Genomic DNA, 24,073 nt, shown 5'->3' on the forward strand with positions numbered 1-24,073 from the left:
CCGCCGCAAAGGCGGAACCTCTCAAGCCGCGCTTGAATTACGACCGTGCGAAAGGCCGGGCGCCGAAAACTTTTCTCCTTTCGGGCCTGCCGCTGCTTGAGCAAGCCCACCGCTTCGGCGAAAAGGTATTGCCGCGTCTCGATGTCTCACGCGAGATGTCGGCATCGAGTCATTCACCTGGTAGACGCTATTCGATCGTGATCTTTCCACGGTCAGGACCGCCTGATTCTTCGGCAGAGGTAAGAGCCCGTGGCAGCCAGCCCATCCGACTTTCTAGAGCAGACGGCAGTCCGGGGCGATAGCCTTGTGGCGCGGGTGCTGAAGGGTGTCGAGGCCGTGCTCGGCACCATCGCAGCGCTCATCCTCGCCTTTCTGCTGACGGTCGTGCTGGTCAGCGTCTGCCTGCGCTATTTCTTCAATACCGGCTTCATCGGTGCCGAAGACCTCGGGATATGGCTGCATGTGGCGCTGATCTCGATCGGCGCCCCGCTCAGCCTCAATAGCGCACTGGCCATGCGGCTCGATGTCTTCGTACGTTTGGCGCCTGCCCGGCTGCTGTCGGCGATCCACGTTCTGGCGGACGTGTTCACCGTGCTGGCCGCCATGATCCTGCTCTTCGGCGGTTCGGAGATTATGGCGATGCTCGGCGGAATTTCTCCGACGCTCGGCGTTCCGGAATGGATACGCTTCGGTTTCCTGGGCGTCGGCGGTGTGCTGATCCTCGTTGTGCTCCTTCTGCAAAGGCTTGCCGAGGGCAGGGCGCTGCCGGTGCTGATATCGCTCGTCCTCGGAACCGCGCTCTATTTCGGCGTTCCCGAAATCTTTATCGACAGCGAACTGCCGCCGAGCCTGTTCCTGGCGCTGGTGGCCGCGCTCGGTCTCGTCCTGGCCGCCCCGCTGGCGCATGCTTTCCTGGCGGCAGCCTATGTGGCGATTGCCTTCGGCAGCAGCCTGCCGGAACCGGCGATCGTCTCTTCGACGGTGGCCGGCATGTCGAAATTCCTGCTGCTCGCCATTCCGTTCTTCCTGCTGGCCGGCGGGCTGCTGACCTCTTCCGGCGTCGCCAACCAGCTCGTCCGGTTCGCCGCATCCATGGTCGGCCATCGCCGGGCGGGACTGGCGCAGACGACGCTTCTGACCAGCGTGCTGTTTTCCGGCGCCTCGGGTTCGTCCGTCGCGAATGCCGCCTTCGGCGCCTCGACCTTCCAGCCGGAACTGGTCAAGCACGGTTACCCGCCGGCACAGGCAGGCGCGATCATCGCCGCCACCTCGGTGCTCGACAACGTCATCCCGCCGTCGATCGCCTTCCTGATCCTTGCGACGGCCACCAATCTGTCGGTCGGTTCGCTGCTGGTTGGCGGCTTTTTCGCTGGCGGCCTGATGGCGGTCTGCCTCGCCGTGGCCATCCATCTGTCTGTCAGGGAGCAGGTTGCCTTGCCGCGCGCATCGGGGCGTGAGCGCCGGCAGGCAGCCATCTCCGCCATTCCCGCCTTCGGTCTTGGCATCATCGTCGTGGTCGGCATCCGCATCGGCATAGTCACCACGACGGAGGCGGCGGCTTTGGCGGCGCTCTATACGATAATTCTCGCGGCCTGGGGCAAGGTCGGAGCAGGCTCGCTGCTCGCCTCGTTCCGGCAGGCGGCGACGGAGTCCGCTGCGATCGGTTTGCTGATCGGCACGGCCGGACCCTTCGCCTTCCTGCTCGCCGTCGACAACGTTTCCGGCCTCGTCGCGGAGTTCGTGACGATGCTCGGCGGCAGCCCGCTTGCGGTCCTCATCCTCTCCAACGTCATCCTTCTGGTCGTCGGCCTAGTGCTCGATATCGGCGCGGCGATCCTGCTGTTCGGGCCGATCCTGCTGCCGGCCGCCGTCGCCGCGGGCATCGATCCGATCCATTTCGGCGTCATCATCGTCGTCAATCTGATGATCCACGGCCTGACCCCGCCGCTCGGCATGCTGATCTTCGTGGTCAGCGGCGTCACCCGCATTCCCGCGACCGCGCTGTTCAAGGCGGTCGTGCCCTATCTGCTTGCACTTCTGGTCTCCCTGGCGATCCTTTGCGTCTGGGCGATCACCTTCTGATTCTTCCATAATTTCCGGGGAGCTGAGACATGGACAACATCAACCGCCGAACCCTTCTGAAGACTGCCGCAGCAACCGGCGCGGCGCTCGCCGCTCCGGTTTTCGTGCGCAGCGCGGCCGCTCGCACGACGACGATCACCACCGCCTCGCTGCTTGGCGACGACAAGCCGGAATCGAAGATCTGGGTGAAGATCGGCGAGCTGGTGGAAGCCAAGCTGCCGGGCCAGTTCAAGTTCAACGTCGTCAAGAGCGGCGCGCTCGGTGGCGAGAAGGAAGTGGCGGAAGGCGCCCGCCTCGGTTCCGTGCAGGCCAGCCTTTCGACCGTCTCGTCACTGTCCGGCTGGGTGCCGGAGCTGCAGGTCCTCGATCTGCCGTTCCTCTTCCGCGACGCAGCCCATGTCCGCAAGACGGTCGACGGCAATGTCGGTGCAGATCTCAAGCAGAAGCTCGCCGCTCAGAATTTCGTCATCGGCGATTTCATCAACTATGGCGCCCGCCACCTGCTCACCAAGGAACCGGTCACCCGTCCGGAACAGCTGAAGGGCAAGAAGATCCGCGTCATCCAGAGCCCGCTGCACACCAAGCTGTGGAGCGCCTTCGGCACCGCACCGGTCGGCATTCCGATCACCGAGACCTATAATGCGCTGGCGACCGGCGTCGCGGACGCCATGGACCTCACCAAATCCGCCTATGCCGGCTTCAAGCTCTATGAAGTCGTGCCCTACATGACCGAGACGGGCCATATCTGGGCGTCCGGCGTCATCTATTATTCCGCAAGCTTCTGGAACCAGTTGAACCCCGAGCAGAAGGCGGTTTTCCAGGAGGCCTCGAAGGAAGGAGCTGCCTATTTCAACCAGCTCATCATCGACGACGAGGCGGCATCCGTCGCCGTGTCGCTGAAGAATGGCGGCAAACTCTTGAAGCCGGAAGTCTTCGGGGAATGGCAGAAGGGCGCGCAGGGAGTGTGGCAGGATTTCGCCACAATCGTCGGTGGCATCGACCGGATCAAGGCAATTCAGTCAACCTAATATCATTGCTCGAAAGTTAAGAAAATTTAATGCGGCACCGCAAAAACGGTGCCGCTTTTGTTTTTTAAGCCAATTCCGGACGAAATACCCTCATTTTGGCCGTTTGGAAGGCTTCAGCGATTTTAGCGCTGCCTTCTTCCGACCCGAAAGTGAACACATTTTTGTGCACTGCACTAATCGCCCTTGTCTCGGTCGTTAGCATGCCTATGTTTGCGGCAGCCGGTGCCTAATTTTTTAGACTCCTGCGTCTCGGGCGTTCGTCCCCCTTCACCTGACCGGTTTTCGGCAGGCCATTCCAGAAGGAGCATACAATGACAATTTCGATCAATAATTTCGCATCCGCCAACGGAGCGAAGCTTTCTCCGCAGCACATTGCCTCAGCCGTCGCCGAAACGCGACGTTCTGTCGGCTACAGCATCGAAGAGCTTGCCATCACGACCGGCCTCGTCAACGACGAGATCGTTCGCATTGAAAACGGCACCGATGCCGACCCGGCCAAGCTGAAGCGCATCGCCGCGGCACTCAAGGTTCCGGTTACGACCTTCCTGCCTTCTTGATACAAGGTTTTCCGGCCGCTTCGGCGGCCGGACCCTGTTTTAGGTCTTCTTCTTTTTCCTCTTGAAGGCCGTCCTATCCGTCACACAAAGATGTGGCTTTCCCCGTCGACCAGTTCCTTCAGGAATTCCACCACCGTCCTCAGCCGCATCAGGTCGCGCGTCGTTTCATGATAGGTGGTCCAGTAGGACCTCCGGATGACGGTCTCGGGCAGCACGCGCACCAGTTCCGGATATTGCCGCGCCACATAGTCGTGCAGGATGCCGATACCGGCCCCGGAACGCACTGCCTCGGTCTGGCCGATGGCGCTTGAAATCTCGAAACTCGCATCCCAGTCCCGCATCACCTCGCCTGTGAAATTCAAGGAAGGCGAGAAGATCAGGTCCTCGACGTAACCGATGCGCGGATGGCTTTTCAGCGCCTCGACCGTCCGCGGCGTCCCTGCCTGATCGAGATAGGTCTGCGAGGCGTACAGGCCCAGCGTATAATCGGTCAGTTTCGAAGAGACGAGCCGGCCCTGTTCCGGGCGTTCGATGGTGATGGCGATATCCGCCTCCCGCTGGGAGAGCGAGAAGGATCGCGGCACCGGCACCAGCTGCAGCTTGAGTTCCGGATGCCGTCGCGTCAGCCGCCCCAGCCGCGAGGCAAGGAAGGAGACGCCAAAACCGTCGGGCGCACCGATCCTGACCGTTCCGGCGATTGCCGCGTCGATCCGCCCGGTGCTCGCCTGCGCCGCCAGCATCTCGGTTTCCATCCGCTCGGCCGCCCGAAAGAACATCTCGCCTTCGGCGGTCAGTTCGCAGCCATTGGTCCGGCGGATGAGGAGGCGGGTGCGGAGATCCTCTTCCAGCGCCGTCACTCTTCGTCCGAGCGTCGCATGGTTGACACCGAGCCGCCGCGAAGCAGCCAGGATCTGTCCGGCGCGGGCGACCGCCAGAAACATGCGGACATCATCCCAGTTCATTGTTGGTCGTCTTTCAATGCCTGTTGCTTACTTTGCCCGCATCATCACCGGATCGGCGTCGATCAGCCTGAGAGACTTCACCATGTCCGCCGTGCATTTCTTGTATTTTAGGAAATGCGGCGTCCGGAGGTGCGCTTCGTAAGCCTCCCGGTTCGCATAGACCTCCAGGATGCGGACTTGCCCAGGCCGTTCCTTTTCAGAGACCGCATGCAACATCAGCACGCCCGGCTCATTGTCCACCGATGCCTCGATTTCCTCGGCAAGCAAGGCTCGATAGGTGTCGATTTGTGCGGGATCGATTTCCAGTTCCGCAATCCTGACCATGTTGCAAGACATCATAGCCTCGATCTTACTTCAATTTCTGCACAACGGATGCTTATTCCACTCCATTGATTTGTGCAAATCGAAGTGTAGACTCCCGCCACTTACCAAAATGGAGGAGCATACCCATGCGTGAGATCGGGCATTTCATCGGCGGCAAGCATGTCGCCGGCACCAGCGGCCGCGCGGCTGACGTTTTCAATCCGGCGACCGGCGAAGTCCAGGCGAAGGTTTCGCTCGCCAGCGTTTCGGAAATCCGCGCTGCCGTCGAAAACGCCAAGCAGGCCCAGCCGAAATGGGCTGCCACCAACCCGCAGCGCCGCGCCCGCGTGTTCATGAAGTTCGTCGACCTGCTCAACCAGAACATGGACGAGCTCGCCGAAATGCTGTCGAAGGAACATGGCAAGACGGTCGAGGATTCCAAGGGCGACGTCATCCGCGGCCTGGAAGTCTGCGAATTCGTGATCGGCATCCCGCACCTGTCGAAGGGCGAGTTTACCGAGGGCGCCGGTCCGCAGATCGACATGTATTCGATGCGCCAGCCGGTCGGCATCGGGGCCGGCATCACCCCGTTCAATTTCCCGGGCATGATACCGATGTGGATGTTCGCGCCGGCGATCGCCTGCGGCAATGCCTTCATCCTGAAGCCGTCCGAGCGCGACCCGTCCCTGCCGATGCGCCTCGCCGAACTGATGATCGAAGCGGGCCTGCCTGCCGGCATCCTCAACGTCGTCAACGGCGACAAGGCGGCCGTCGATGCGATCCTCACCGATCCCGATATCGGCGCCGTCTCCTTCGTCGGCTCGACCCCGATCGCCCGTTACGTCTATGGTACGGCTGCCATGAACGGCAAGCGCGCCCAGTGCTTCGGCGGTGCCAAGAACCACATGATCATCATGCCGGATGCCGATCTCGACCAGGCCGTCAACGCGCTGATGGGCGCCGGCTACGGCTCGGCCGGCGAGCGCTGCATGGCTGTTTCGGTTGCCGTTCCGGTCGGCGAGGAAACCGCCAACCGTCTCGTCGAAAAGCTGATCCCGAAGATCGAGTCCCTGCGTATTGGTCCCTATACGGACGACAAGGCGGACATGGGCCCGGTCGTCACCAAGGAAGCCCATGCCCGCATCAACGGCCTGATCGACCGCGGTGTCGAGGAAGGCGCCAAGCTCCTGGTCGATGGCCGCGGTTTCAAGCTGCAGGGTTACGAGAACGGCTATTTCGTCGGCGGCACGCTGTTCGACCACGTCACGCCCGAGATGGACATCTACAAGCAGGAAATCTTCGGTCCGGTCCTCTCGGTCGTCCGCGCCCATAATTACGAGGAAGCGCTGTCACTGCCGATGAAGCACGAATACGGCAATGGCGTTGCGATCTACACCCGCGACGGCGATGCCGCCCGCGATTTTGCCAGCCGCATCAATATCGGCATGATCGGCATCAACGTTCCGATCCCGGTTCCGCTCGCCTATCACTCGTTCGGCGGCTGGAAGGCTTCGAGCTTCGGCGATCTCAACCAGCATGGCACCGATTCGATCAAGTTCTGGACCAAGACCAAGACGATCACCGCCCGCTGGCCGTCCGGCATCAAGGACGGTGCCGAATTCGTCATGCCGACGATGAAGTAAACGGCAATCAGGACAGAGCATCAGGCGGGCCTCTTCGGAGGCCCGTTTTATTTTGGCGACCGAAAACCTGATTACGTGTCGCGCGAACAATTGAAATGACATATCCAGGCCCTACAATCATGCGGGGAATCGGGCAGGCAGCCGTCTCGACGGTATTCGGCAAGGGGATATGACATCATGGCAATGGCAGAGACGGCGCCTCGGGCGGCGGAAGGACAGTCGTTTGAACGGGCATCCTTCACCGGCAGCGCCAGCGAATATTTCGGCATCTGGATCGTCAACGTTCTGCTGACGATCGTCACCCTCGGCATCTATTCGGCCTGGGCGAAGGTGCGGCGCATGCGATATTTCTACGGCAACACGGTCATTCTCGATCGCGCCTTCGAGTATCACGCCACCGGCAAGCAGATCTTCATCGGCCGGCTGATCGTCATCGCGTTCCTGATCGTGCTCAACATCGGCACGGCGATCTTTCCGCCGATCGGCATCCTGACCCCGATCGTGATCCTGATCGCTCTGCCGTGGCTCATCAAGCGCAGCCTGCGCTTCAACGCCCGGGTGACGAGCTATCGCAACGTGCGTTTCGATTTCGTCGGCACGGCAGGCGGCGCCTTCGTTGCTATCATGCTCGGCAGCTTGGTAGCCTTCATTTCCTTCGGCATCCTGGCGCCGCTTGCGAGCCGCTGGACCTGGCGATACCTCTTCAACAACCTGCGTTACGGCGACCGGCCGTTTTCCAGCGACCCGCAGCTTGGCCGGCTCTATGGCGTCTGGGTCCTGCCGGCATTGATCGTATTCCTGGGCAGCATCGTCTTCGGTTTCATTGCCTTCGTCGTGATCATCGGTGCTGCGGCCGTCATGCGCGAGAGCGCCGAATTGACGAGCACGCAGATGACCGTGCTGAGCATCGCCGGTCTCTATGCCGGTCTCTTCATCTATTTCATCCTCTACGGCGTTGCCGGTCTCTTCTATCGGGCGGGTGTGCGCAATGTCGCCTGGTCGGCGGCGGAGCTTGACGGTCGCCATCAGCTGGTCAGCGACATCTCCCGGCTGCGCTATGCCTGGATCGCAATCAGCAATGTGATCGTCACCGTGCTGACGCTTGGACTGATGCGCCCCTGGGCGGCGGTCAGGATGGCGCGGTATGTAAACGAACACACCGGCATCCGCATCAACGGCGACCCGGGCGAGATCCTCTCCTCGATCGAGGCGAGCGGTGCTGCGATCAGCGCCGAATACATGGATATGGAAGGGTTCGACTTTGGCTTCTGACGGAGCGGTCATCGCCAAAGGTGAATGGCATCCGGCCAATTCCAGCCGCGCGATCCCGGCCGTTCTGCGCGACGACGGCATCCTCCTCGTGGCAGCGGAAGAGGAGCGGGTCCTCGCGTCGGCCGTGCCGGAGCGGACCGAGATCAGCCCGCGGGTCGGCTCGATCCCGCGGCGGGTGAGCTTTCCGGACGGATCCGTGTTCGAGACGCGCGACAACGACGGGATCGACACCTATCTGCGCGACAAGCGCGGCGCCCGCAGCGGCTTGATCCATCGGCTGGAGCAGTTCCATCCGCGGCTGATCCTGATGACGCTCGCCGTCATCCTCCTTGCCACCACGATCTACCGCTTCGCCGTCCCCGTTCTGGTGGAAGTCGCGGTTCTGGTGACGCCGCCCTTCGTGCCGGAACTGATCGGCTCCGGCACGCTGGCATCCCTCGATCGGGCCATCCTGAAACCGTCCGAATTGCCGGAAGGCGAGCGGCAGGCGATCTCCGAGGGCTTCTCGAAACTCGCCGTCCATTCAAAAGGCGGGCAAAAGGCCTATCAGCTTTATTTTCGGGATGGCGGCGTGATCGGCCCGAACGCCTTCGCACTCCCGAACGGCAACCTGATCCTAACCGATGATCTGGTGAAGCTCGCCAATGGCGACCGGGAAATGGTCCTTGGCGTGCTCGGCCACGAGATCGCCCACGTCGAAGGCGAACACAGCCTGCGGCAGCTTTACCGCGCCGCAGGCGTCGCCGCGCTGGTCATGCTCATTGCCGGCGATGTCGGCTCGGGCGTCGAGGACATCCTCACGCAGGGCGGCGCACTGGTGGCGCTGTCCTATTCCCGGGCCGCGGAAGCGGAGGCGGACCGCCGGTCTGTCGAGCTGATGCGGGCGGCCGGCTATGACCCGGCAGCACTATCCCGCTTCTTCGCGGTCCTCGAAGACAAGCTTGGAGATCATGAGGATGCAAGCATTCTCTCGAGCCATCCGGGCACCCCGCAACGTCAGCAGGACATCCGCAACTACGCCGCCGAGCTCGAAGGTCGGCCTCGGGCAAGGTAGCCGTGATCGATAGCCACCATTGACGTATCCGCAGACTATCCTAATTTAGCGCGCGGAGTAGGAGTGGGATGTATGTCCATGGTGTACGAGTGGGATGTGAAGCGTGCCCGCCGCGCGTATCTGGCGAAGATCGGCCTTGGCCTCCTGGCTGCGATGGTGATGGTTGCTGTCCCGACCTGGGTGGCGATCGCGATGACCGGTTGATGTGAGCCGAAACTTTTCCGGCGAGTCGCCGCGGATCCGGAATGGCGATCTGAGGCTGCGGGAAATCGCCCCATAATTCGCCGGCCCGTCGTTTCGGCGGGCTGCAAAAGCAAGGTATTCCCCGAAGAGCCCGCCCGGGTGTCTGTCTATGCCCCTGATCTAGGCCGCGTTGACAAAGTGGATTCCCAAATCAGCCCAGGCATGATTCAAGGCTGCTTTTTAGGAGGCGGTCTTGGCACGTAGAGACCTAACCGACGCAGAATGGCGGATCGTGGAACCGCTTCTTCCAGCGGAGCGTGGGCGTAAATCCCGTCCTTTCCATGATAATCGTCATTTCATGAACGGCATGCTGCATGTCCTTCGGGTCGGCTGCCAGTGGCGCGATATGCATGAGCGATACGTAAAGTGGAATTCTGTCTACGTTCGGTTCCGTCGCTGGGCTGAGCAAGGGTATGGGATGCGCTCTTGGAAACCCTTGTCGCGCCCGGACTATCGCCCACGCCTTGTCTGACTGCGTGGATGCGAGCCGACATCGGGCACCCCTTGCATGTCCGCAGGCATGTCCCTGGTATATAAGCTCCCGCTTCAGGCACGCGTTGCAGCCCATCGCGAGCCTGCGTGTTCTCGGGCAGCTTCACCTCGTCGGCGAGCCCGAGTGCCATCAGAGCCTGGATAAAGGTCCAGCCGAGATCGATCTGTCCGACCTCCAGGCCGAGGCGTGCGGATTGTGGGAAGGCGTGGTGATTACCGTGGAAGGCTTCGCCAAATGTAATCAGCCCGTAGGCGGGCAAATTATAGCCCTGGACCGCAACGTCCTTAACGCTCCAACCCTGGTGGCCACGGCGGTGAGCGAAATGGCCGATCAGCCAATGGCCGGTAAGCGAGACCGAGACGCGCACCGCGATCCCCCATACCACCCAACTCCAGCCGCCTATGGCGAAGAAGAGTATGGCCCATGGCAACTGCTGAGCCATCCACGTTCGTTCGAGGAATTGGTAGAACCGGTCCCGGCGCACGGACTTCTCGATGACGAAGGTGGGTGGATGTTGCAGTTTAACCGCACAATGCATCTGCCACCAGGCACCTACGATGAACGAGCGGCGATGGGCATGTAGCGGGTGGCAATCGCTCTGACGCTGTGCCCAATCGCGGATGTCGTGTGCATGGATCATTCCAAACGGCCCGGCCATGCCGACCAGCGTTCCCAGGTAGACAAGAATGTACTCGACTGTCTTGCCGGTATGGAACGAGCGATGAATGAGCAGGCGGTGCATGCCAACCGAATGACCGGCGCAGATGGTGATTGCCATGGTTGCTACAGCGAGTGCGATGGCGCCCCAGCTGAAAGTCAGCGGGGCGAATGCCAATGCGATCAATGTCATTATGCCGGTCCAGATTGATTTCGCCGGCACCCAAACCACCTCGCCATCGATAGCGCTGCTTTTCAGGCCGGAAATCATGCGTTCGGTAGAAAGGGTCTGCTTCGCTACGGTAGTCATTGTCACCTCCAGCTTTGCGTCGCCCCCGCCTTGCATAAATGCAGGCGAAGAGATATTTAGTCTATGAGCTAAATACCTATTGCCTTAATTTAGGCATTTAGGCAACAGCCTAAATCCTAATGTCTGCGAGGTTGGACGTGGTAATGCAGAAGTCGAACGAGATGATGGAAGAAGCGTTGAGTTCGAATGGCTCGTTACAGCGCGTCTTTGAGGCACTGGCCTCAGCGCCGCGCCGGCGCATCCTGGCCTATCTGGCACATACGTCGCTGACGGCGGGGGAGATCGCGTCGCGCTTCGACATGTCTAAGCCTTCGATCTCCCAGCATCTCGGCGTGCTGGAGAATGCCGGCCTGATCGCCAAGGAGCGACAAGGCCAGTTCATCCACTATTCGATCGTGCCCAACAATCTTGCCAACACGCTGAACGGCTTCGTGCAAGAAGTCTGCCCTGTCGCGCGCCCAATCAAGAAGGAAAGCCGAGAGATCGCAGACGCAAAGACCGGTGCGGCGGAAGGAAGCGACTAGCGCTGGCTCGTTTTTTCAGGATAAAAGCGGATCCAGGAACTCCGAAGCTCGGCGAAACTGAGCGGCGTTGATGGCGACCACGTTTGGCAAATAGATGAGGAATGCAGCAGCAAAGATTCTACTGTCGCACTTGTGTCAACAGGATCTAGCTTGAACCTCGGCCTTCCGGGTCTCCGTTTGTGTGGACGAACAATTCGCCGCTTGAATTCCGCGCGGATGAAGGCAAGCTGGCGCAGCGCGAAACTTGATGACAATTTTCTTATTTTGGAATTGTTCAAAACTAGCGGAGCCTTTATATAGGGTGGGTACCAGTCTCGGGAGACCAGCATGCGCTTGACCAAACAGACGAATTACGCAGTACGGATGCTGATGTATTGTGCCGCCAACGAAGGCCACCTCAGCCGTATCCCCGAGATTGCAAGAGCATACGGCGTTTCCGAACTCTTCCTCTTCAAGATCCTCCAGCCGCTCAACAAGGCCGGTCTGGTGGAGACCGTGCGCGGCCGCAACGGTGGCGTAAGGCTTGGCCGCGCTGCTGACCGCATCACCCTTTTCGATGTCATCAAGGTGACGGAAGACAGCTTTGCCATGGCGGAGTGCTTCGAAGAGGGGGTCGCGGAATGCCCGCTTGTTGACAGCTGCGGCCTGAACGCCGCGCTTCGCAAGGCGCTCAACGCTTTCTTCGACGTGCTCGCGGAATACACGATCGACGACCTCGTCAAGGCGCGCCCGCAGATCAACTTCCTGCTGGGCATCGATATGCTGCACCTGCCGAAGGCCATCCCGAAGGTCGTCGCGCCGGCCGCTTGATCCTGCCCGTTCATGCCTATTGAAGGCGCCGCCGTTGAGGCCGGCGCCTTTTTGCTGTCCCCCATATGCGGCAGAAGAGGTTGACCTCCCGCCCATTTGCAATAGAAGGGGACCAGGCGTTTTACTGGCTTTTGTCAGTTTTCCTTCCTGTGGCGCCTTCAGGACTAAGCCATGCCCCTTTCGGAACTGCGCACCTTCGCGCTGACTGCGCTGATCGGCACTGCCGGTGCGCTGATCGCAATTCTCATAGCTTTTCCAGCTCCTTACCTCATCGGTCCGGCAATCGCGATCACCATTGCGGGGCTTGCCGGGTTGAACCTGGCGGTGCCGGCGCAGGTCCGCAACGCCTGTTTCATCATCGTCGGCGTGTCGATGGGGGCGACCGTGACGCCGGAGGTGATCGTCGCGGCGCGCACCTGGCCTCTGAGTTTTGTCATGGTGCTCGTGGCGGTCGTGATCCTGCTTTATGCAAGCTCGTGGGTGCTGCAGCGGTTCTTCCACTATGACCGGATCACAGCGCTTCTTGCCTCCTCCCCCGGCCATTTGAGCTATGTGCTGAGCCTTGCTGCCGAAACCCGCTGCGACCTGCGTGCCGTCAGTGTCGGCCAGAGCGTGCGCGTGCTGGCACTGACGATTACGGTCCCGTTGATCGTGGAAGTCTTCGATCTCGTCGGCGCCGACCCGGTTCTGGCGCCTCTGGTAATGAGCGCGCCCGTTCTCCTGGTCATGCTCGCCGTGTCGGCGCTGTTCGGCCTTCTATTCATGCGCTGGAATTTTCCGGCGGCGCTGCTGCTTGGCGGCGTCGTGGTGTCGATCGCCACGCACGTGACGGGGTTCATCAGCGGCGGAGTTCCGAACTGGCTGCTGGTCCCCACCTACGTCATCCTCGGTTCGGTCATCGGCACGCGCTTCTGCGGCGTATCGATCACCGAATTGCGCACTTCTTTCGTGGCCGGCGGCGTGGTGACCGTGGTCGTCATCGCGCTTGCGGCGGCGATTGCCGGCGGGGTTTCATATCTGACCGGCGTGCCGCTCGATGCGGCGCTGATCGCCTTTGCGCCGGGTGGGCTCGAAACAATGTCGGCGATGGCTGTCATGCTGCATGCCGACCCCACCTATGTCGGTGCCCACCACGTGTTGCGGCTGATGTTCCTGTCGGTGCTGATGCCAATCGTGCTGGGCAAGGACGCCCGGCAGCGTTGAGCGTCAGTTGACGAGGCGTACCGATGAAATCTCGGAGCCGGTTCCACCAGCAGCTCCCGTATAGGGTTCGATCTGCCAGTTGGACGAGTTCATGATCATGGTATTGACCACCAGCGTAATGAGGTTCGTCTGGTTCGTCGTCGAATTGTAGGTGACGTCGCGGTTCGGAAGATGGATCACTCCCTTGAGAATTTCGCCATTGGAACCGTTGAAGATGTATTGCTGCTTGCGGGCATTGTTGGCGGCATCGCTGGTCTTTTCGAACATCAGGATGCCCTTGTAGGTGCCGCTGGTCGGCGCCGATGCGGTGAAGCTCAAGCTGCCATTGGCGCGGATTTCGCTGTCTGTGTCGGGAAAATAGAAGGTCACGCCCTCTGCGACGACCGTCGAACCGGAATTGATGATCATTCGGCCCTTGATGATATGGAGGCCGGGTTTGAACGTGATCTTCGGCGATCCGTTGAAGGTGGTGCCGCAATGGACGCCTGGAGCCATTTCCTGCACCGCTCCGTCCTTTGTGCCGCTGGTAGTGCAGGTGGAGGAGACGGTCGGCTCGGCAATGCTGCCGGCATAGGGATCTCCGGAAACCTTGCAGCCCGGCTTCAGGTTGCTGAGCGTCCCGCCGTTCTTGATATACTGGGTGCCGGCAACGCAGAAGCTGGCCGTATCGATCGTCGCCCCGCTATTCATGATGAAGGCCGGGTTCTGGGTCGAACTGACCTCCACGCCGCATTTCTCCGACTGCACATTCGCGCCTGAATTGATCAGAACCGCCTGCGATGCATTGCCGAGCACGTAGATGCATGCGCCTGAAGGCTTCGGATTCCTGTTTGCGATGGCGGTGGATCGGACTTTGACGTCGATGGTGTGGATACCGAGGAGGCCGAGGAAATTGGTGGGGACACCTTGGGCATAGGTTCCCGTCAGGCTGCCGTCGGCATTTCCGGCGACGATAAGCGCGGTGTCGAGGTCGGTGTCTTCCGGAACCGTATCGGTCAGAAAGCGTAGCGCTTCCCGGCGCTGACTGGCGATATCAGGTTTTGCAACGGCGCTGAGCACGGCCGCATCGAGCGCACCCTGCAGCCGACCGCGTTCGAACGAGGCCTGGGCGAAATCGACCGCGCCGCCGGCGGTGGTCACGAGGACCGGCAGCGCGAGAGCAGTCGCTATCGCAAAATTGCCGCCCGTATCGCGCAGGATGTGATAAACGCGAATCGCAATAATATTGATGAGTCGCCGCATGATCGTGGATCTCAGTGGATTGGAGAATGGAATTCGTTTGAAAGTGAGTATTTATCGTATTTCCTCTAAGGTTCTCGTAAGAAAATTGGAAAATCCGCGGTTAACCCGAGTTTCCTAATTCGGCCTTGTCGCCTGCTGAACGCGTTATCAATGGAAGTCAGTTATGCCCGCAATCGAACTCACGCCCCCTCTCGCAGTCGTCGTCATGGGTGTCAGCGGATCGGGGAAGACATCGGTGGGCGAGCACCTCGCCGCGCGTCTCGGCTGTGCGTTCGTGGAGGGTGACCGTCTGCATCCGGAGGCGAACGTCGCCAAGATGGCGAAGGGAATTCCGCTGACCGACGACGACCGCTGGCCATGGCTCGATCTGATCGGCAACGAACTGGCCAGGGCGAGGGGACGGGGCGAAAGCGTGGTTGTCTCGTGCTCTGCCCTGAAGCAGACTTATCGGGACCGGCTGCGGCGCGAGAGCGGCGGCACGCTCTATTTTGTCTTCCTCACCGGCGACCCCAAGGTACTTGAGCAACGGATGGGCGCGCGCACCGGCCATTTCATGCCTGCGTCACTGCTTCAGAGCCAGCTTGCGACGCTGGAAAGCCCGGAATATGAGCCAGACGTCGTGACTGTCGACATCGACGCAAGTCTTAATACCATCGTCGATAAGGCTTTTGATGGTATTGCTAAGCTCCTGTGAGCATAGATAATAGGATTTAGGCTCTCGTTTTCTCCGATGTTCTGTCTTGTGCATCGGCCTGGAAAGTATTCTAAAATTTACCGCCCTTCGTGATCCGATGCTCTTCGAGCGTCGTATAAACAAACAGTTTGTGTTCAAGCAATTCTGCCTTGGGTTACCGGAGACTTCACCGGCAACGAGGGCAGCGGTTGACAGGTGTTTGAGGAGACGGTTTGCGGATGCCAGATTCGACGCAAGTACCGGGGCGGGGATCGCTTCGCCGGGTGCCGAAACAGGAGCGGAGCCGCGAGCGCATCGATGAAATCCTGAAAGTATCCATGGAACTGATCGGCCAGAAGGGCATCGACGCAGTGACCATGAAGGAGATCGCCGCCCTCTCGGGCGGGCCTATCGCATCGGTCTATCAGTATTTCCCGAACAAGTCCGCCATCATCGCCACGCTCTACGAGAGTTACGCCGAAGAGGTTCGTACCCTGGTGACGGAGCAGATCGGAAAGATTACCACGGCAGAAGAAGCGTTGCAGGCACCGGCCGAACTTTTCGATTTGTACTACTACAATATGCGGGAAAGGCCCGCGACCCAGGATCTCCTGAATGCCATCCAGGCGGACAAGGCGCTTGCGGACCTCGATATCGCCGAGACCCGCTTTCAGGTCGACGTATTTTACAAGGCGACCGAACCTTTCGTTGAGCAGCCTCTGCGAGAAAGTTATGCACAGACGCTCCTGGTGATGTTTCACATGGCCGGCGCCACCCTGCGGCTGGCTCTCATGATTCCGGAAGACGAAGCCGCCGGAACCGTGGCGCAGTTCAAGTCCATCGTTCGGGCGCAGGCGACCTACTACCTTACAGGCAGCTTCCCGGTTTCTCTCTGATCCCTTGATCAGATGCCGAACCGGTCGCGCAACCCATACCACCAGGCGCCGAGCACGGTGAGCGGTACCCGGAAGGTGCGGCCGCCCGGGAAGGGCAGGTTGGGGAGCGACGACCAGATGTCGAAGCGTTCCGCGTGGCCGGCGACCGCCTCGCCGAGGATTTTGCCGAGCAGATGGGTGGTGGTCACCCCGTGGCCGCTGTCGCCATGCGAGAAATAGACCTTGTCCGACAGTTTTCCCATATGCGGGATACGCGTCAGGGTGAGCGCGAAGTTGCCGCTCCAGGCATAGTCCATCTTCACGTCCTTCAATTGCGGAAACGTCTTCAGCATATTGGGGCGGATAACGCCCGTAAGGTCGCTCGGGTCGTGACCGCCGTAACCGATGCCGCCGCCGTAGAGCAGCCGGTTGTCCGCAGTGCGCCTGTAGTAGTCGAGGATGTAATTGGCGTCCTCGACGCAATAATTGGCCGGCAGCAGGCTTTCGATCAGCGCGGCGTCGAGCGGTTCGGTCGCCATCACCTGGCTGGAAACCGGCATCATCCGGCCGCTGATCTCCGGAAACTGTGGGGAGAGATAGGCATTGCCGCAGACCAGCACATACGAGGCCTGCACCGAACCCCTTTCGGTCCGCACCACCGGTCTTTCGCCCATGTCGAGGCCGGTCACGCGCGAGGCCTCGAAGATACGTCCGCCAAGACTTTCGAACGCCGCGGCTTCCCCAAGCACGAGGTCGAGGGGGTGGATGTGGCCGCCGAGCCTGTCGATCATGCCGCCGGCATATCGATCGGTCTTCACGTATTTGCCGACCTCGGCCTTCGAGACCATCTCCAGCCCGCCATGGCCGTATCTTTCCCAATCGGCCTTGTGATGCTCCATCTCGCGGATCTGCTTGTCCGTGAAGGCCGCGAAGAAGCCGCCATGCACGAGGTCGCAGTCTATCCCGTATTTCGCCACCCGACTGCGGATGATCTCGCCGCCTTCGAGCGACATCGCCCCGAGCTTCACCGCCTTGTCGCGGCCATAACGTCCGGCGATGGTTTCGAGGTCGCGGCTGTAGCCGTTGACGATCTGGCCGCCATTGCGTCCCGAAGCGCCGAAGCCGATGCGCTCCGCCTCCAGCACCACGACCGAATAGCCGCGTTCGGCAAGTTCGAGCGCGGCAGAAATGCCGGTGAAGCCGGCGCCGATAATGCAGACATCCGCTTCCGTGCCGCCATCGAGGGCAGGGCGGACACGCTTGTCCTTTGCCGAAGCCGCGTACCAGGAATTCGTGTGGCGGGGGTTGTCGCTCGTCTTGCCCCGATCTTCGCCGATCATGAAAGCCATCTCACACCATCCGGATATAGGCGTCGCATTCGGCGCCGGTCACGCGCAAGGCAAACTCCGACAGTTCCTGCTGTTTGCGGGGCCAGCCCACTTTTCATATAGAGCTAGGCGTTGAAGCGCTCCGGACGATAAGCCGAGATGTCGATCAATGTCTTCTGCCCCGTGATCGCCTCGGCAATCACCTGGCCGGTCACCGGGCCCAGCGTCAGGCCGTGATGTGCGTGGCCGAAGGCGAACCACAGGCCGTCGTGGCGCGGCGCCTTGCCGATCACCGGCATCATGTCCGGCGTGCAGGGGCGGGCACCCATCCAGGGCTCCATGTCGAGCCGCTCTGCGAGCGGGAAGATGCTGCGCGCCACCGCTTCGGCGCGTTCCAGCTGAACAGGCGTCTTCGGCGCATCGCGGCGGGCGAATTCCGCCCCGGTCGTCAGGCGAATACCCTGGTTCATAGGGGCCAGGAAATAGCCGCGCTCCGCATCCATGGTCCAGCCATTGAGCTTGGCATTGCCCTTGGCCGCATAATGCATGTGGTAGCCGCGCTTGACGCCGACCAGGAAATTGTAGCCGAGCGGTTTCGTAACCGTATCGGACCAGGGACCGAGCGCCACCACCACGTCCTTGGCTTCCACCGTGCCGTCGCCCGCGACGATCCTCCAGCCGGTCTTGGTCTGCGACAGGCTCTTGGCATCACCCTTCAGCACCCGGCCGCCAAGCTTTTCGAAGAGTGTCACATAGGCGCGGGTCAGCGCCAGCGGGTCCTTGACCGACCACGGGTCTTCCCACCGCAGGCCGCCGACGAAATCGGTGGATAGGTTGGGTTCCTGTTCGGCGATATCGGCAGGCGAAAGTTCCTTGAAGGCGACGCCGTATTCCTTGCGAAGCCGCTCGGCCTCGCCGATCTCGCCGTCATGCTTGCCGCGGGTGCGGAACACCTCCGTCCAACCGTTCTTGGCGATCAGGTCCTGGGCTCCGGCTTCCTCGATCAGCTCGTTATGGGTCGCGATGGAGTGCTCGATCAGCGGCGCGTAGGCGCGCGCGATCAGCTGGTGGCGGGTCAGGTTCGAATGCCACCAGTATTTCGCCAGGAACGAGGTGACCGAGGGAATGGCTTTCCAGTGAAAATGCGCGTCGATGCGGTTGTTCAGGGCGTAGCGCAGGATCAGGCCGAACTGCTGGGGGAAGCCATAGGGCACGACGCCTTCGCGCTGGATAAGACCGGCATTGCCATAGGAGGTCTCCATCCCGGGTTCTTTCCGGTCGACGAGCACCACCGATTTGCCGCGTCGGGCGAGCTGCAATGCCGTCGAAACGCCGACAATGCCGGCTCCCAGCACGATCGCATCTGCTGTCATGATCTGAATTCCATTTCCAAGTCTTTTATAGTTCGAGGATTTCAAACATGCCGTCCGGAATGCTGCGGCGCAAATGAAAAATCGCGGTTGCATATATGGATTCCCTATTTCTTCGTCCGCCGCGTCCAATCGAAAGCCTATGGCGCCGTCGCTACCTTCTGGATCGTGCATCGGTTTCGATGCCGGCTCCGCGCGAACAATGCCGCGGGCCAATCCCAACAAGGAGTGACTGAAATGTTTGGTCGTTTGGGGAGCGTTTACTTCCTGCATCTTGCTGAAGCCAAAGCCCAGCAGCGCCGGCTGTCGCAGCCAAATCGCCCGGTCGATGCGAATCTCGGCGTCTTCCTGAGGCTCCTCGGCGTCATCGGCCTCGGCCTTTGCGCCGCAGGCCTTGTTTCCGTGATGGTGGCTTGAGGAGAAACGCGATGAACAAGGCAATGTCGAAAGTCGAACCTCCCTCGCGTGGCGTGCGTTTCACGGTCGGCCGCGATGCCGGCGGCCGCTGGATTGTCTCCGACCGGGAAGGTCTCATCGGCGGCCTCTTCACCGACCGGGCGTCGGCGGTGCATTTCGCCATGTTCGAAAGCGATCATGAGCCCGGTGCCGTCTGCTGCGTGCCGGAAGACGTGACCTTGAGCCTCGGGCCAATTTTTGAGACCCCGGTCAGTCGCTCTCCGGCGAAAAGCTCCCACATGAAGATCGTGGGACGGGCGTGAGGAGAATGCCGATGTCCAGGGCCATCTACTATATGCGCGGGAATGTCTATCCGCGCTCCCGCCCTTTCGGGAACCCGAACCGCCTGCGTGCTTCGAACATCATTCTCGGCATGCTCGCAGTCATGCTAATCGTGCTGATCGCCGCTTATGCGATAACCTTCGCGGCTGCTTCCTGAGGATAGCCGCCGCCGGAAAGAACGAAATTCCTATAGGATTTTTATTTCTTTCCTCTGCGCCCTCTCTCGAACCCCTATGCGGTCGCGCCGCATATTAGGGACCGAGAGATCGCAGAAGATCATCTCCAAGCCGGAAAACATCAAGGTGCCGTCTTTCAGGGATGGCACCCTTTGTCTTGTCCGGCCTCGCCTTAACAACAGGAGTCCAGATCAATGTTGGACGTCATTCTACTCGGCACCGCCGTCGTCTTTTTCGGCCTCTGCTTTGCCTATACCCGCGCCTGCGACAGGCTTTGAAGGGAGAAGTTCCGATGATCCTCGATTATGTCCTGAGCGGTGCCGTGACCGTGTTCCTCACCGTCTACCTCACCTACGCTCTCATTCGCCCCGAACGCTTCTGAAAAGAACGCTTTTGAAAAGAACTGGCGCTTCCAGCCAAGCAGCCGGGTATTGAAAGTTAACCCAAATGACCCTCAACGGATGGCTTCAGATCCTGCTTTTTTGCGGGATCATCATCGCGCTCGTCAAACCGCTCGGCGGTTACATGACGCGTGTCTTTTCAGGCGAGCGCACTTTTCTGTCACCCGTCCTCGTTCCGATCGAACGGGGACTGTATGCCATGGCCGGCACCAGCGAACGCGAAGACCAGCATTGGACCTCCTATGCCTTCTCGCTGCTGATGTTCAACCTGTTCGGCGTCCTCGTGCTTTATGCGATGATGCGCCTGCAGGCCGGCTTGCCTTATAATCCGGCCGGCATGAGCGCCGTTCCGCCGGAGCTTTCCTTCAACACCGCCGTCAGTTTCGTCAGCAACACCAACTGGCAGAACTATGGCGGCGAAAGCACCATGTCCTATCTGACCCAGATGATGGGTCTTAACGTGCAGAACTTCCTGTCCGCCGCAACCGGCATGGCAATCGCCGTCGGCCTGATCCGCGCCTTCTCGCGCGCTTCCGGCAAGGCGATTGGCAATTTCTGGGTCGATATGACCCGCGCCATATTCTACATCCTGCTGCCGATCTGCATCGTGCTGACGCTGGTCTACGTCTATCTCGGCGTGCCGCAGACGCTCGGACCCTATGTCGAGGCGACGACGCTGGAAGGCGCCAAGCAGACCATCGCGCTCGGCCCGGTCGCCTCGCAGCTGGCCATCAAGATGCTTGGCACCAATGGCGGCGGTTTCTTCAACGCCAACTCGGCGCATCCGTTCGAGAATCCCGACAACATCTCCAACATGATCCAGATGCTGTCGATCTTCGCGATCGGTGCGGCCTTCACCAACGTCTTCGGCCGTATGGTCGGCAACCAGCGCCAGGGCTGGGCGATCCTCGCCTCGATGGGCGTCCTGTTCGTCGTCGGTGTCGGCATCACCTACTGGGCGGAAGCAGCCGGCAACCCGCTGATGCATTCCTTGGGTCTTGCTGGCGGCAACATGGAAGGCAAGGAAGTCCGCTTCGGCATCGCCATGTCCTCGCTGTTTGCGGTCATCACCACGGCGGCCTCCTGCGGCGCGGTCAATGCCATGCACGGCTCGTTCACGGCGCTCGGCGGCCTGATCCCGCTCATCAACATGCAGCTCGGCGAAGTCATCGTCGGCGGCGTCGGCGCAGGCTTCTACGGCATCATCCTGTTCATCATCGTCGCAGTCTTCGTGGCCGGGCTTATGGTCGGTCGCACGCCGGAATATCTCGGCAAGAAGATCGAGGCGAAGGAAATGAAGATGGCTGTGCTTGCCATCCTCTGCCTGCCGCTTGCCATGCTGGTGTTCACCGCGATCGCCACGGTGCTGCCGTCCGCCGTCGCCTCGATCGGCACCGCTGGCCCGCACGGCTTCTCCGAAATCCTCTACGCCTATACGTCGGCTGCGGCCAACAACGGCTCGGCTTTCGGCGGCCTGGCGGGCAATACGCCCTGGTACAACGTGACGCTCGGCATCGGCATGCTGATGGGCCGCTTCCTGGTGATCATCCCGGCACTTGCAATTGCAGGCTCGCTGGTCGCCAAGAAGACGGTTCCGGCCTCGGCAGGCACCTTCCCGACCGACGGCCCGCTCTTCGTCGGCCTGCTCGTCGGCACGATCCTGATCGTCGGCGGCCTCACCTTCATGCCCGCCTTAGCGCTCGGCCCCGTCGTCGAACACCTGGTCATGATCGCCGGCCAGACCTTCTGAGGTACCGAGGGGAGCAATGCCATGAGCATCCGCAAAGCCCTCCGCAGACAGTCCACCCTTGCCTCGCAAAAGCGAGGCAAGGGTGAGCAGAGCCCCTACGGATCCTATGCAATTTTTATCATGACGGCGGTCATTCTTGCCGTTGTCCTCGTGATCGAAGTCTTGCGCGGCTGATCGACCCTTCGTCGCCTCGATTGACAAGCCAACTCATTTTCAAAGCTGGAGTCTCTTATGAGCCAGGCAAAATCCGCGAGCATCATGGATACTCGCATCCTCATTCCGGCCGCAGGCGATGCTTTCAAGAAGCTCAACCCGCGGACCCTTGCCCGGAACCCGGTCATGTTCGTCGTGGCCACGGTCTCGGTCCTGACGACCGTCCTGTTCCTCCGCGACCTCGCGGCCGGCAACGGCAATCTCGGCTTCTCCTTCCAGATCAATCTCTGGCTCTGGTTCACCGTGCTGTTCGCCAACTTCGCCGAAGCGGTCGCCGAAGGCCGCGGCAAGGCGCAGGCGGATTCGCTGCGCAAGGCCCGCACCGAAACCCAGGCCAAGCTGCTCTCGGGCAGCGACCGCACCCAGTACAAGATGGTCGCCGGTACGAGCCTGAAAGTCGGTGACGTCGTGCTCGTCGAACCGGGCGACATCATTCCCTCCGATGGCGAAGTCATCGAGGGCGTCGCCTCGGTCAACGAAGCGGCGATCACCGGTGAATCCGCGCCTGTCATCCGCGAATCCGGCGGCGACCGCTCTGCCGTGACCGGCGGCACGCAGGTGCTCTCCGACTGGATCCGCGTCCGCATCACGGCTGCTGCCGGCTCGACTTTCCTCGACCGGATGATCTCGCTCGTCGAAGGCGCCGAGCGCCAGAAGACGCCGAACGAGATCGCGCTCAACATCCTGCTGGCCGGCATGACGCTGATCTTCGTGCTCGCCACGGCGACGATCCCGAGCTTTGCGATCTATGCCGGCGGCTCGATCCCGATCATCGTTCTCGTTGCGCTGTTCGTGACGCTGATCCCGACCACGATCGGCGCGCTGCTGTCGGCGATCGGCATCGCCGGCATGGACCGTCTCGTCCGCTTCAACGTGCTCGCCATGTCCGGCCGCGCGGTGGAAGCTGCGGGTGACGTCGACACGCTGCTCCTCGACAAGACCGGCACGATCACGCTCGGCAATCGCCAGGCCACCTCGTTCCGCCCGGTCCGCGGCGTCTCCGAACAGGATCTCGCCGATGCGGCCCAGCTCGCTTCGCTTGCCGACGAAACGCCGGAAGGCCGCTCCATCGTCGTGCTCGCCAAGGAAAAGTACGCGATCCGCGGCCGCGACATGGCGAGCCTGAAGGCGACCTTCGTTCCCTTCACCGCCCAGACCCGCATGAGCGGCGTCGATCTCGAAGGCTCGCAGATCCGCAAGGGCGCGGTCGATGCGGTGCTCGCCTATGTCGGCTCGGGGACGATGCCGGTCTCCGGCAACGCGGCAATCGCCGCCAGCCCGCAATCCGATATCGTGCGCGAGCTGCAGGCGATCGCCGACGAAATCGCCAAGGCCGGCGGTACGCCGCTTGCCGTTGCCCGTGACGGCAAGCTGCTCGGCGTCGTGCAGCTGAAGGATATCGTCAAGGGCGGCATCCGCGAGCGTTTTGCGGAACTGCGCCGCATGGGCATTCGCACCGTGATGATCACCGGCGACAACCCGATGACCGCGGCAGCGATTGCCGCCGAAGCCGGCGTCGACGACTTCCTGGCCCAGGCAACCCCGGAGAACAAGCTGACGCTGATCCGCGAGGAACAGGCCAAAGGCAAGCTCGTCGCCATGTGCGGCGACGGCACCAACGACGCCCCGGCGCTTGCTCAGGCCGATGTCGGCGTCGCCATGAACACCGGCACGGTCGCCGCCCGCGAGGCGGGCAACATGGTCGATCTCGACAGCGATCCGACCAAGCTCATCGAGATCGTCGAGATCGGCAAGCAACTGCTGATGACCCGCGGCGCGCTGACAACCTTCTCGATCGCCAACGACATCGCCAAGTATTTTGCCATCATCCCGGCGATGTTCCTGACCTTCTATCCGCAGCTTGGCGTGCTCAACATCATGGGGCTCGCCACGCCGCAAAGCGCCATCCTGTCGGCGATCATCTTCAACGCACTGATCATCATCGCATTGATCCCGCTGTCGCTGAAGGGCGTCAAATACCGCGCCATCGGCGCAGGCGCGCTGCTTTCCCGCAATCTGCTCGTCTATGGTCTCGGCGGCATCCTCGTTCCCTTCATCGGCATCAAGGCGATCGACATGATCATCACCGCGATCGGTCTCGCTTAAATTTCGCGCGTTTTCTTCACGCGAACCGGCCTCCACTTCGCTTGAAAACGCTTTTCGGAG

Annotated in this window: 24 protein-coding genes and 3 pseudogenes; 21 read left to right on the top strand and 6 right to left on the bottom strand. The window is 61.1% G+C overall.

All coding sequences use genetic code 11. From position 1 onward, the window contains the following. Positions 1-68 precede the first annotated feature (68 nt). The 4 genes and pseudogenes from LZK81_RS03895 to LZK81_RS03910 form a co-directional block, all read left to right on the top strand. Positions 69-184: pseudogene (locus tag LZK81_RS03895) on the top strand (alkanesulfonate monooxygenase); the annotation flags it as partial. 122 nt (positions 185-306) lie between these two features. Beyond that, positions 307-2,082 carry a TRAP transporter large permease subunit gene (locus LZK81_RS03900; protein ID WP_233956455.1) on the top strand — a complete coding sequence of 592 codons (1,776 nt, stop codon included), beginning with the start codon at positions 307-309 and terminating at the stop codon, positions 2,080-2,082. A 29-nt stretch (positions 2,083-2,111) separates the two neighbouring features. Beyond that, entirely contained in the window at positions 2,112-3,110 is a 999-nt protein-coding gene (locus LZK81_RS03905) for a TRAP transporter substrate-binding protein (protein ID WP_233955246.1), read from the top strand. A gap of 311 nt (positions 3,111-3,421) precedes the next feature. Beyond that, complete coding sequence (locus tag LZK81_RS03910) at positions 3,422-3,667, top strand: helix-turn-helix domain-containing protein (RefSeq protein WP_038539927.1); 246 nt, start codon at positions 3,422-3,424, stop codon at positions 3,665-3,667. An 80-nt stretch (positions 3,668-3,747) separates the two neighbouring features. On the opposite strand, the gene LZK81_RS03915 is transcribed toward LZK81_RS03910, so the two are convergent. Then, positions 3,748-4,629, bottom strand: coding sequence for a LysR family transcriptional regulator (locus LZK81_RS03915; RefSeq protein WP_046624946.1), 882 nt, complete (start codon positions 4,627-4,629; stop codon positions 3,748-3,750). 27 nt (positions 4,630-4,656) lie between these two features. Further along, complete coding sequence (locus LZK81_RS03920; RefSeq protein WP_233955247.1) at positions 4,657-4,953, bottom strand: putative quinol monooxygenase; 297 nt, start codon at positions 4,951-4,953, stop codon at positions 4,657-4,659. A gap of 125 nt (positions 4,954-5,078) precedes the next feature. Here LZK81_RS03920 and LZK81_RS03925 point away from each other — a divergent pair, with 125 nt between their 5' ends. The 5 genes and pseudogenes from LZK81_RS03925 to LZK81_RS03940 all read left to right on the top strand — a co-directional run. Further along, the gene (locus LZK81_RS03925; RefSeq protein WP_046603299.1) at positions 5,079-6,575 is read left to right on the top strand and encodes a CoA-acylating methylmalonate-semialdehyde dehydrogenase; all 1,497 of its coding nucleotides are present in this window, start codon (positions 5,079-5,081) and stop codon (positions 6,573-6,575) included. Positions 6,576-6,752: 177 nt separating this feature from the next. Continuing rightward, positions 6,753-7,847: a YjgN family protein gene (locus LZK81_RS03930; RefSeq protein WP_418936465.1), complete on the top strand. Its 1,095-nt coding sequence runs from the start codon at positions 6,753-6,755 to the stop codon at positions 7,845-7,847. After that, positions 7,837-8,901, top strand: a complete 1,065-nt coding sequence (locus LZK81_RS03935) for a M48 family metallopeptidase (RefSeq protein ID WP_233955248.1) — start codon at positions 7,837-7,839, stop codon at positions 8,899-8,901. The genes LZK81_RS03930 and LZK81_RS03935 overlap by 11 nt, the downstream gene beginning before the upstream one ends. A gap of 72 nt (positions 8,902-8,973) precedes the next feature. Then, complete coding sequence (locus LZK81_RS29235) at positions 8,974-9,105, top strand: hypothetical protein (RefSeq protein ID WP_267967563.1); 132 nt, start codon at positions 8,974-8,976, stop codon at positions 9,103-9,105. A gap of 232 nt (positions 9,106-9,337) precedes the next feature. Next, positions 9,338-9,600: pseudogene (locus LZK81_RS03940) on the top strand (transposase); the annotation flags it as partial. 95 nt (positions 9,601-9,695) lie between these two features. Here LZK81_RS03940 and LZK81_RS03945 read toward each other — a convergent pair. Continuing rightward, positions 9,696-10,565 (bottom strand): annotated as a pseudogene (locus LZK81_RS03945) (acyl-CoA desaturase); the annotation flags it as partial. A 200-nt stretch (positions 10,566-10,765) separates the two neighbouring features. On the opposite strand from LZK81_RS03945, the gene LZK81_RS03950 reads away from it, so the two are divergent. From LZK81_RS03950 to LZK81_RS03960, 3 genes are all read left to right on the top strand, one after another. Further along, the gene (locus tag LZK81_RS03950; RefSeq protein ID WP_233955249.1) at positions 10,766-11,128 is read left to right on the top strand and encodes a metalloregulator ArsR/SmtB family transcription factor; all 363 of its coding nucleotides are present in this window, start codon (positions 10,766-10,768) and stop codon (positions 11,126-11,128) included. Between the two features lie 327 nt (positions 11,129-11,455). Further along, positions 11,456-11,938, top strand: coding sequence for an iron-responsive transcriptional regulator RirA (gene rirA, locus LZK81_RS03955; RefSeq protein ID WP_233955251.1), 483 nt, complete (start codon positions 11,456-11,458; stop codon positions 11,936-11,938). A gap of 171 nt (positions 11,939-12,109) precedes the next feature. Beyond that, positions 12,110-13,141 (top strand): AbrB family transcriptional regulator, encoded by a 1,032-nt coding sequence (locus tag LZK81_RS03960; RefSeq protein WP_233955253.1) that lies wholly within the window; start codon positions 12,110-12,112, stop codon positions 13,139-13,141. Between the two features lie 3 nt (positions 13,142-13,144). On the opposite strand, the gene LZK81_RS03965 is transcribed toward LZK81_RS03960, so the two are convergent. Further along, on the bottom strand, positions 13,145-14,383 hold the full coding sequence (locus LZK81_RS03965) for a TadE/TadG family type IV pilus assembly protein (protein WP_233955254.1): 1,239 nt from the start codon (positions 14,381-14,383) through the stop codon (positions 13,145-13,147). Between the two features lie 163 nt (positions 14,384-14,546). Between LZK81_RS03965 and LZK81_RS03970 the strand changes: the two genes are divergently transcribed. Further along, entirely contained in the window at positions 14,547-15,077 is a 531-nt protein-coding gene (locus tag LZK81_RS03970; protein ID WP_046624952.1) for a gluconokinase, read from the top strand. Positions 15,078-15,295: 218 nt separating this feature from the next. Next, positions 15,296-15,952, top strand: a complete 657-nt coding sequence (locus LZK81_RS03975; RefSeq protein ID WP_046611402.1) for a TetR/AcrR family transcriptional regulator — start codon at positions 15,296-15,298, stop codon at positions 15,950-15,952. An 8-nt stretch (positions 15,953-15,960) separates the two neighbouring features. Here the strand turns inward: LZK81_RS03975 and LZK81_RS03980 are convergent, their stop codons facing one another. Beyond that, entirely contained in the window at positions 15,961-17,271 is a 1,311-nt protein-coding gene (locus LZK81_RS03980) for an NAD(P)/FAD-dependent oxidoreductase (RefSeq protein ID WP_418936492.1), read from the bottom strand. A 113-nt stretch (positions 17,272-17,384) separates the two neighbouring features. Beyond that, positions 17,385-18,632: an NAD(P)/FAD-dependent oxidoreductase gene (locus LZK81_RS03985; RefSeq protein WP_046611403.1), complete on the bottom strand. Its 1,248-nt coding sequence runs from the start codon at positions 18,630-18,632 to the stop codon at positions 17,385-17,387. Between the two features lie 234 nt (positions 18,633-18,866). Between LZK81_RS03985 and LZK81_RS03990 the strand changes: the two genes are divergently transcribed. From LZK81_RS03990 to kdpB, 7 genes are all read left to right on the top strand, one after another. After that, complete coding sequence (locus tag LZK81_RS03990; RefSeq protein ID WP_233955256.1) at positions 18,867-19,046, top strand: hypothetical protein; 180 nt, start codon at positions 18,867-18,869, stop codon at positions 19,044-19,046. An 11-nt stretch (positions 19,047-19,057) separates the two neighbouring features. Continuing rightward, positions 19,058-19,348, top strand: a complete 291-nt coding sequence (locus LZK81_RS03995) for a hypothetical protein (RefSeq protein ID WP_046603308.1) — start codon at positions 19,058-19,060, stop codon at positions 19,346-19,348. 11 nt (positions 19,349-19,359) lie between these two features. Then, positions 19,360-19,524 carry a hypothetical protein gene (locus LZK81_RS04000; RefSeq protein ID WP_233955257.1) on the top strand — a complete coding sequence of 55 codons (165 nt, stop codon included), beginning with the start codon at positions 19,360-19,362 and terminating at the stop codon, positions 19,522-19,524. 311 nt (positions 19,525-19,835) lie between these two features. Further along, complete coding sequence (locus LZK81_RS04005; RefSeq protein ID WP_007760774.1) at positions 19,836-19,925, top strand: K(+)-transporting ATPase subunit F; 90 nt, start codon at positions 19,836-19,838, stop codon at positions 19,923-19,925. 65 nt (positions 19,926-19,990) lie between these two features. After that, entirely contained in the window at positions 19,991-21,694 is a 1,704-nt protein-coding gene (gene kdpA / locus LZK81_RS04010; RefSeq protein WP_233955258.1) for a potassium-transporting ATPase subunit KdpA, read from the top strand. 21 nt (positions 21,695-21,715) lie between these two features. Further along, the gene (locus tag LZK81_RS04015) at positions 21,716-21,868 is read left to right on the top strand and encodes a hypothetical protein (RefSeq protein ID WP_155414613.1); all 153 of its coding nucleotides are present in this window, start codon (positions 21,716-21,718) and stop codon (positions 21,866-21,868) included. Positions 21,869-21,925: 57 nt separating this feature from the next. After that, positions 21,926-24,013 (top strand): potassium-transporting ATPase subunit KdpB, encoded by a 2,088-nt coding sequence (gene kdpB, locus LZK81_RS04020; RefSeq protein ID WP_233955259.1) that lies wholly within the window; start codon positions 21,926-21,928, stop codon positions 24,011-24,013. The last annotated feature ends 60 nt before the right edge of the window (positions 24,014-24,073 follow it).

This window comes from Neorhizobium galegae (assembly GCF_021391675.1).
GTDB classification, from domain to species: domain Bacteria; phylum Pseudomonadota; class Alphaproteobacteria; order Rhizobiales; family Rhizobiaceae; genus Neorhizobium; species Neorhizobium galegae_B.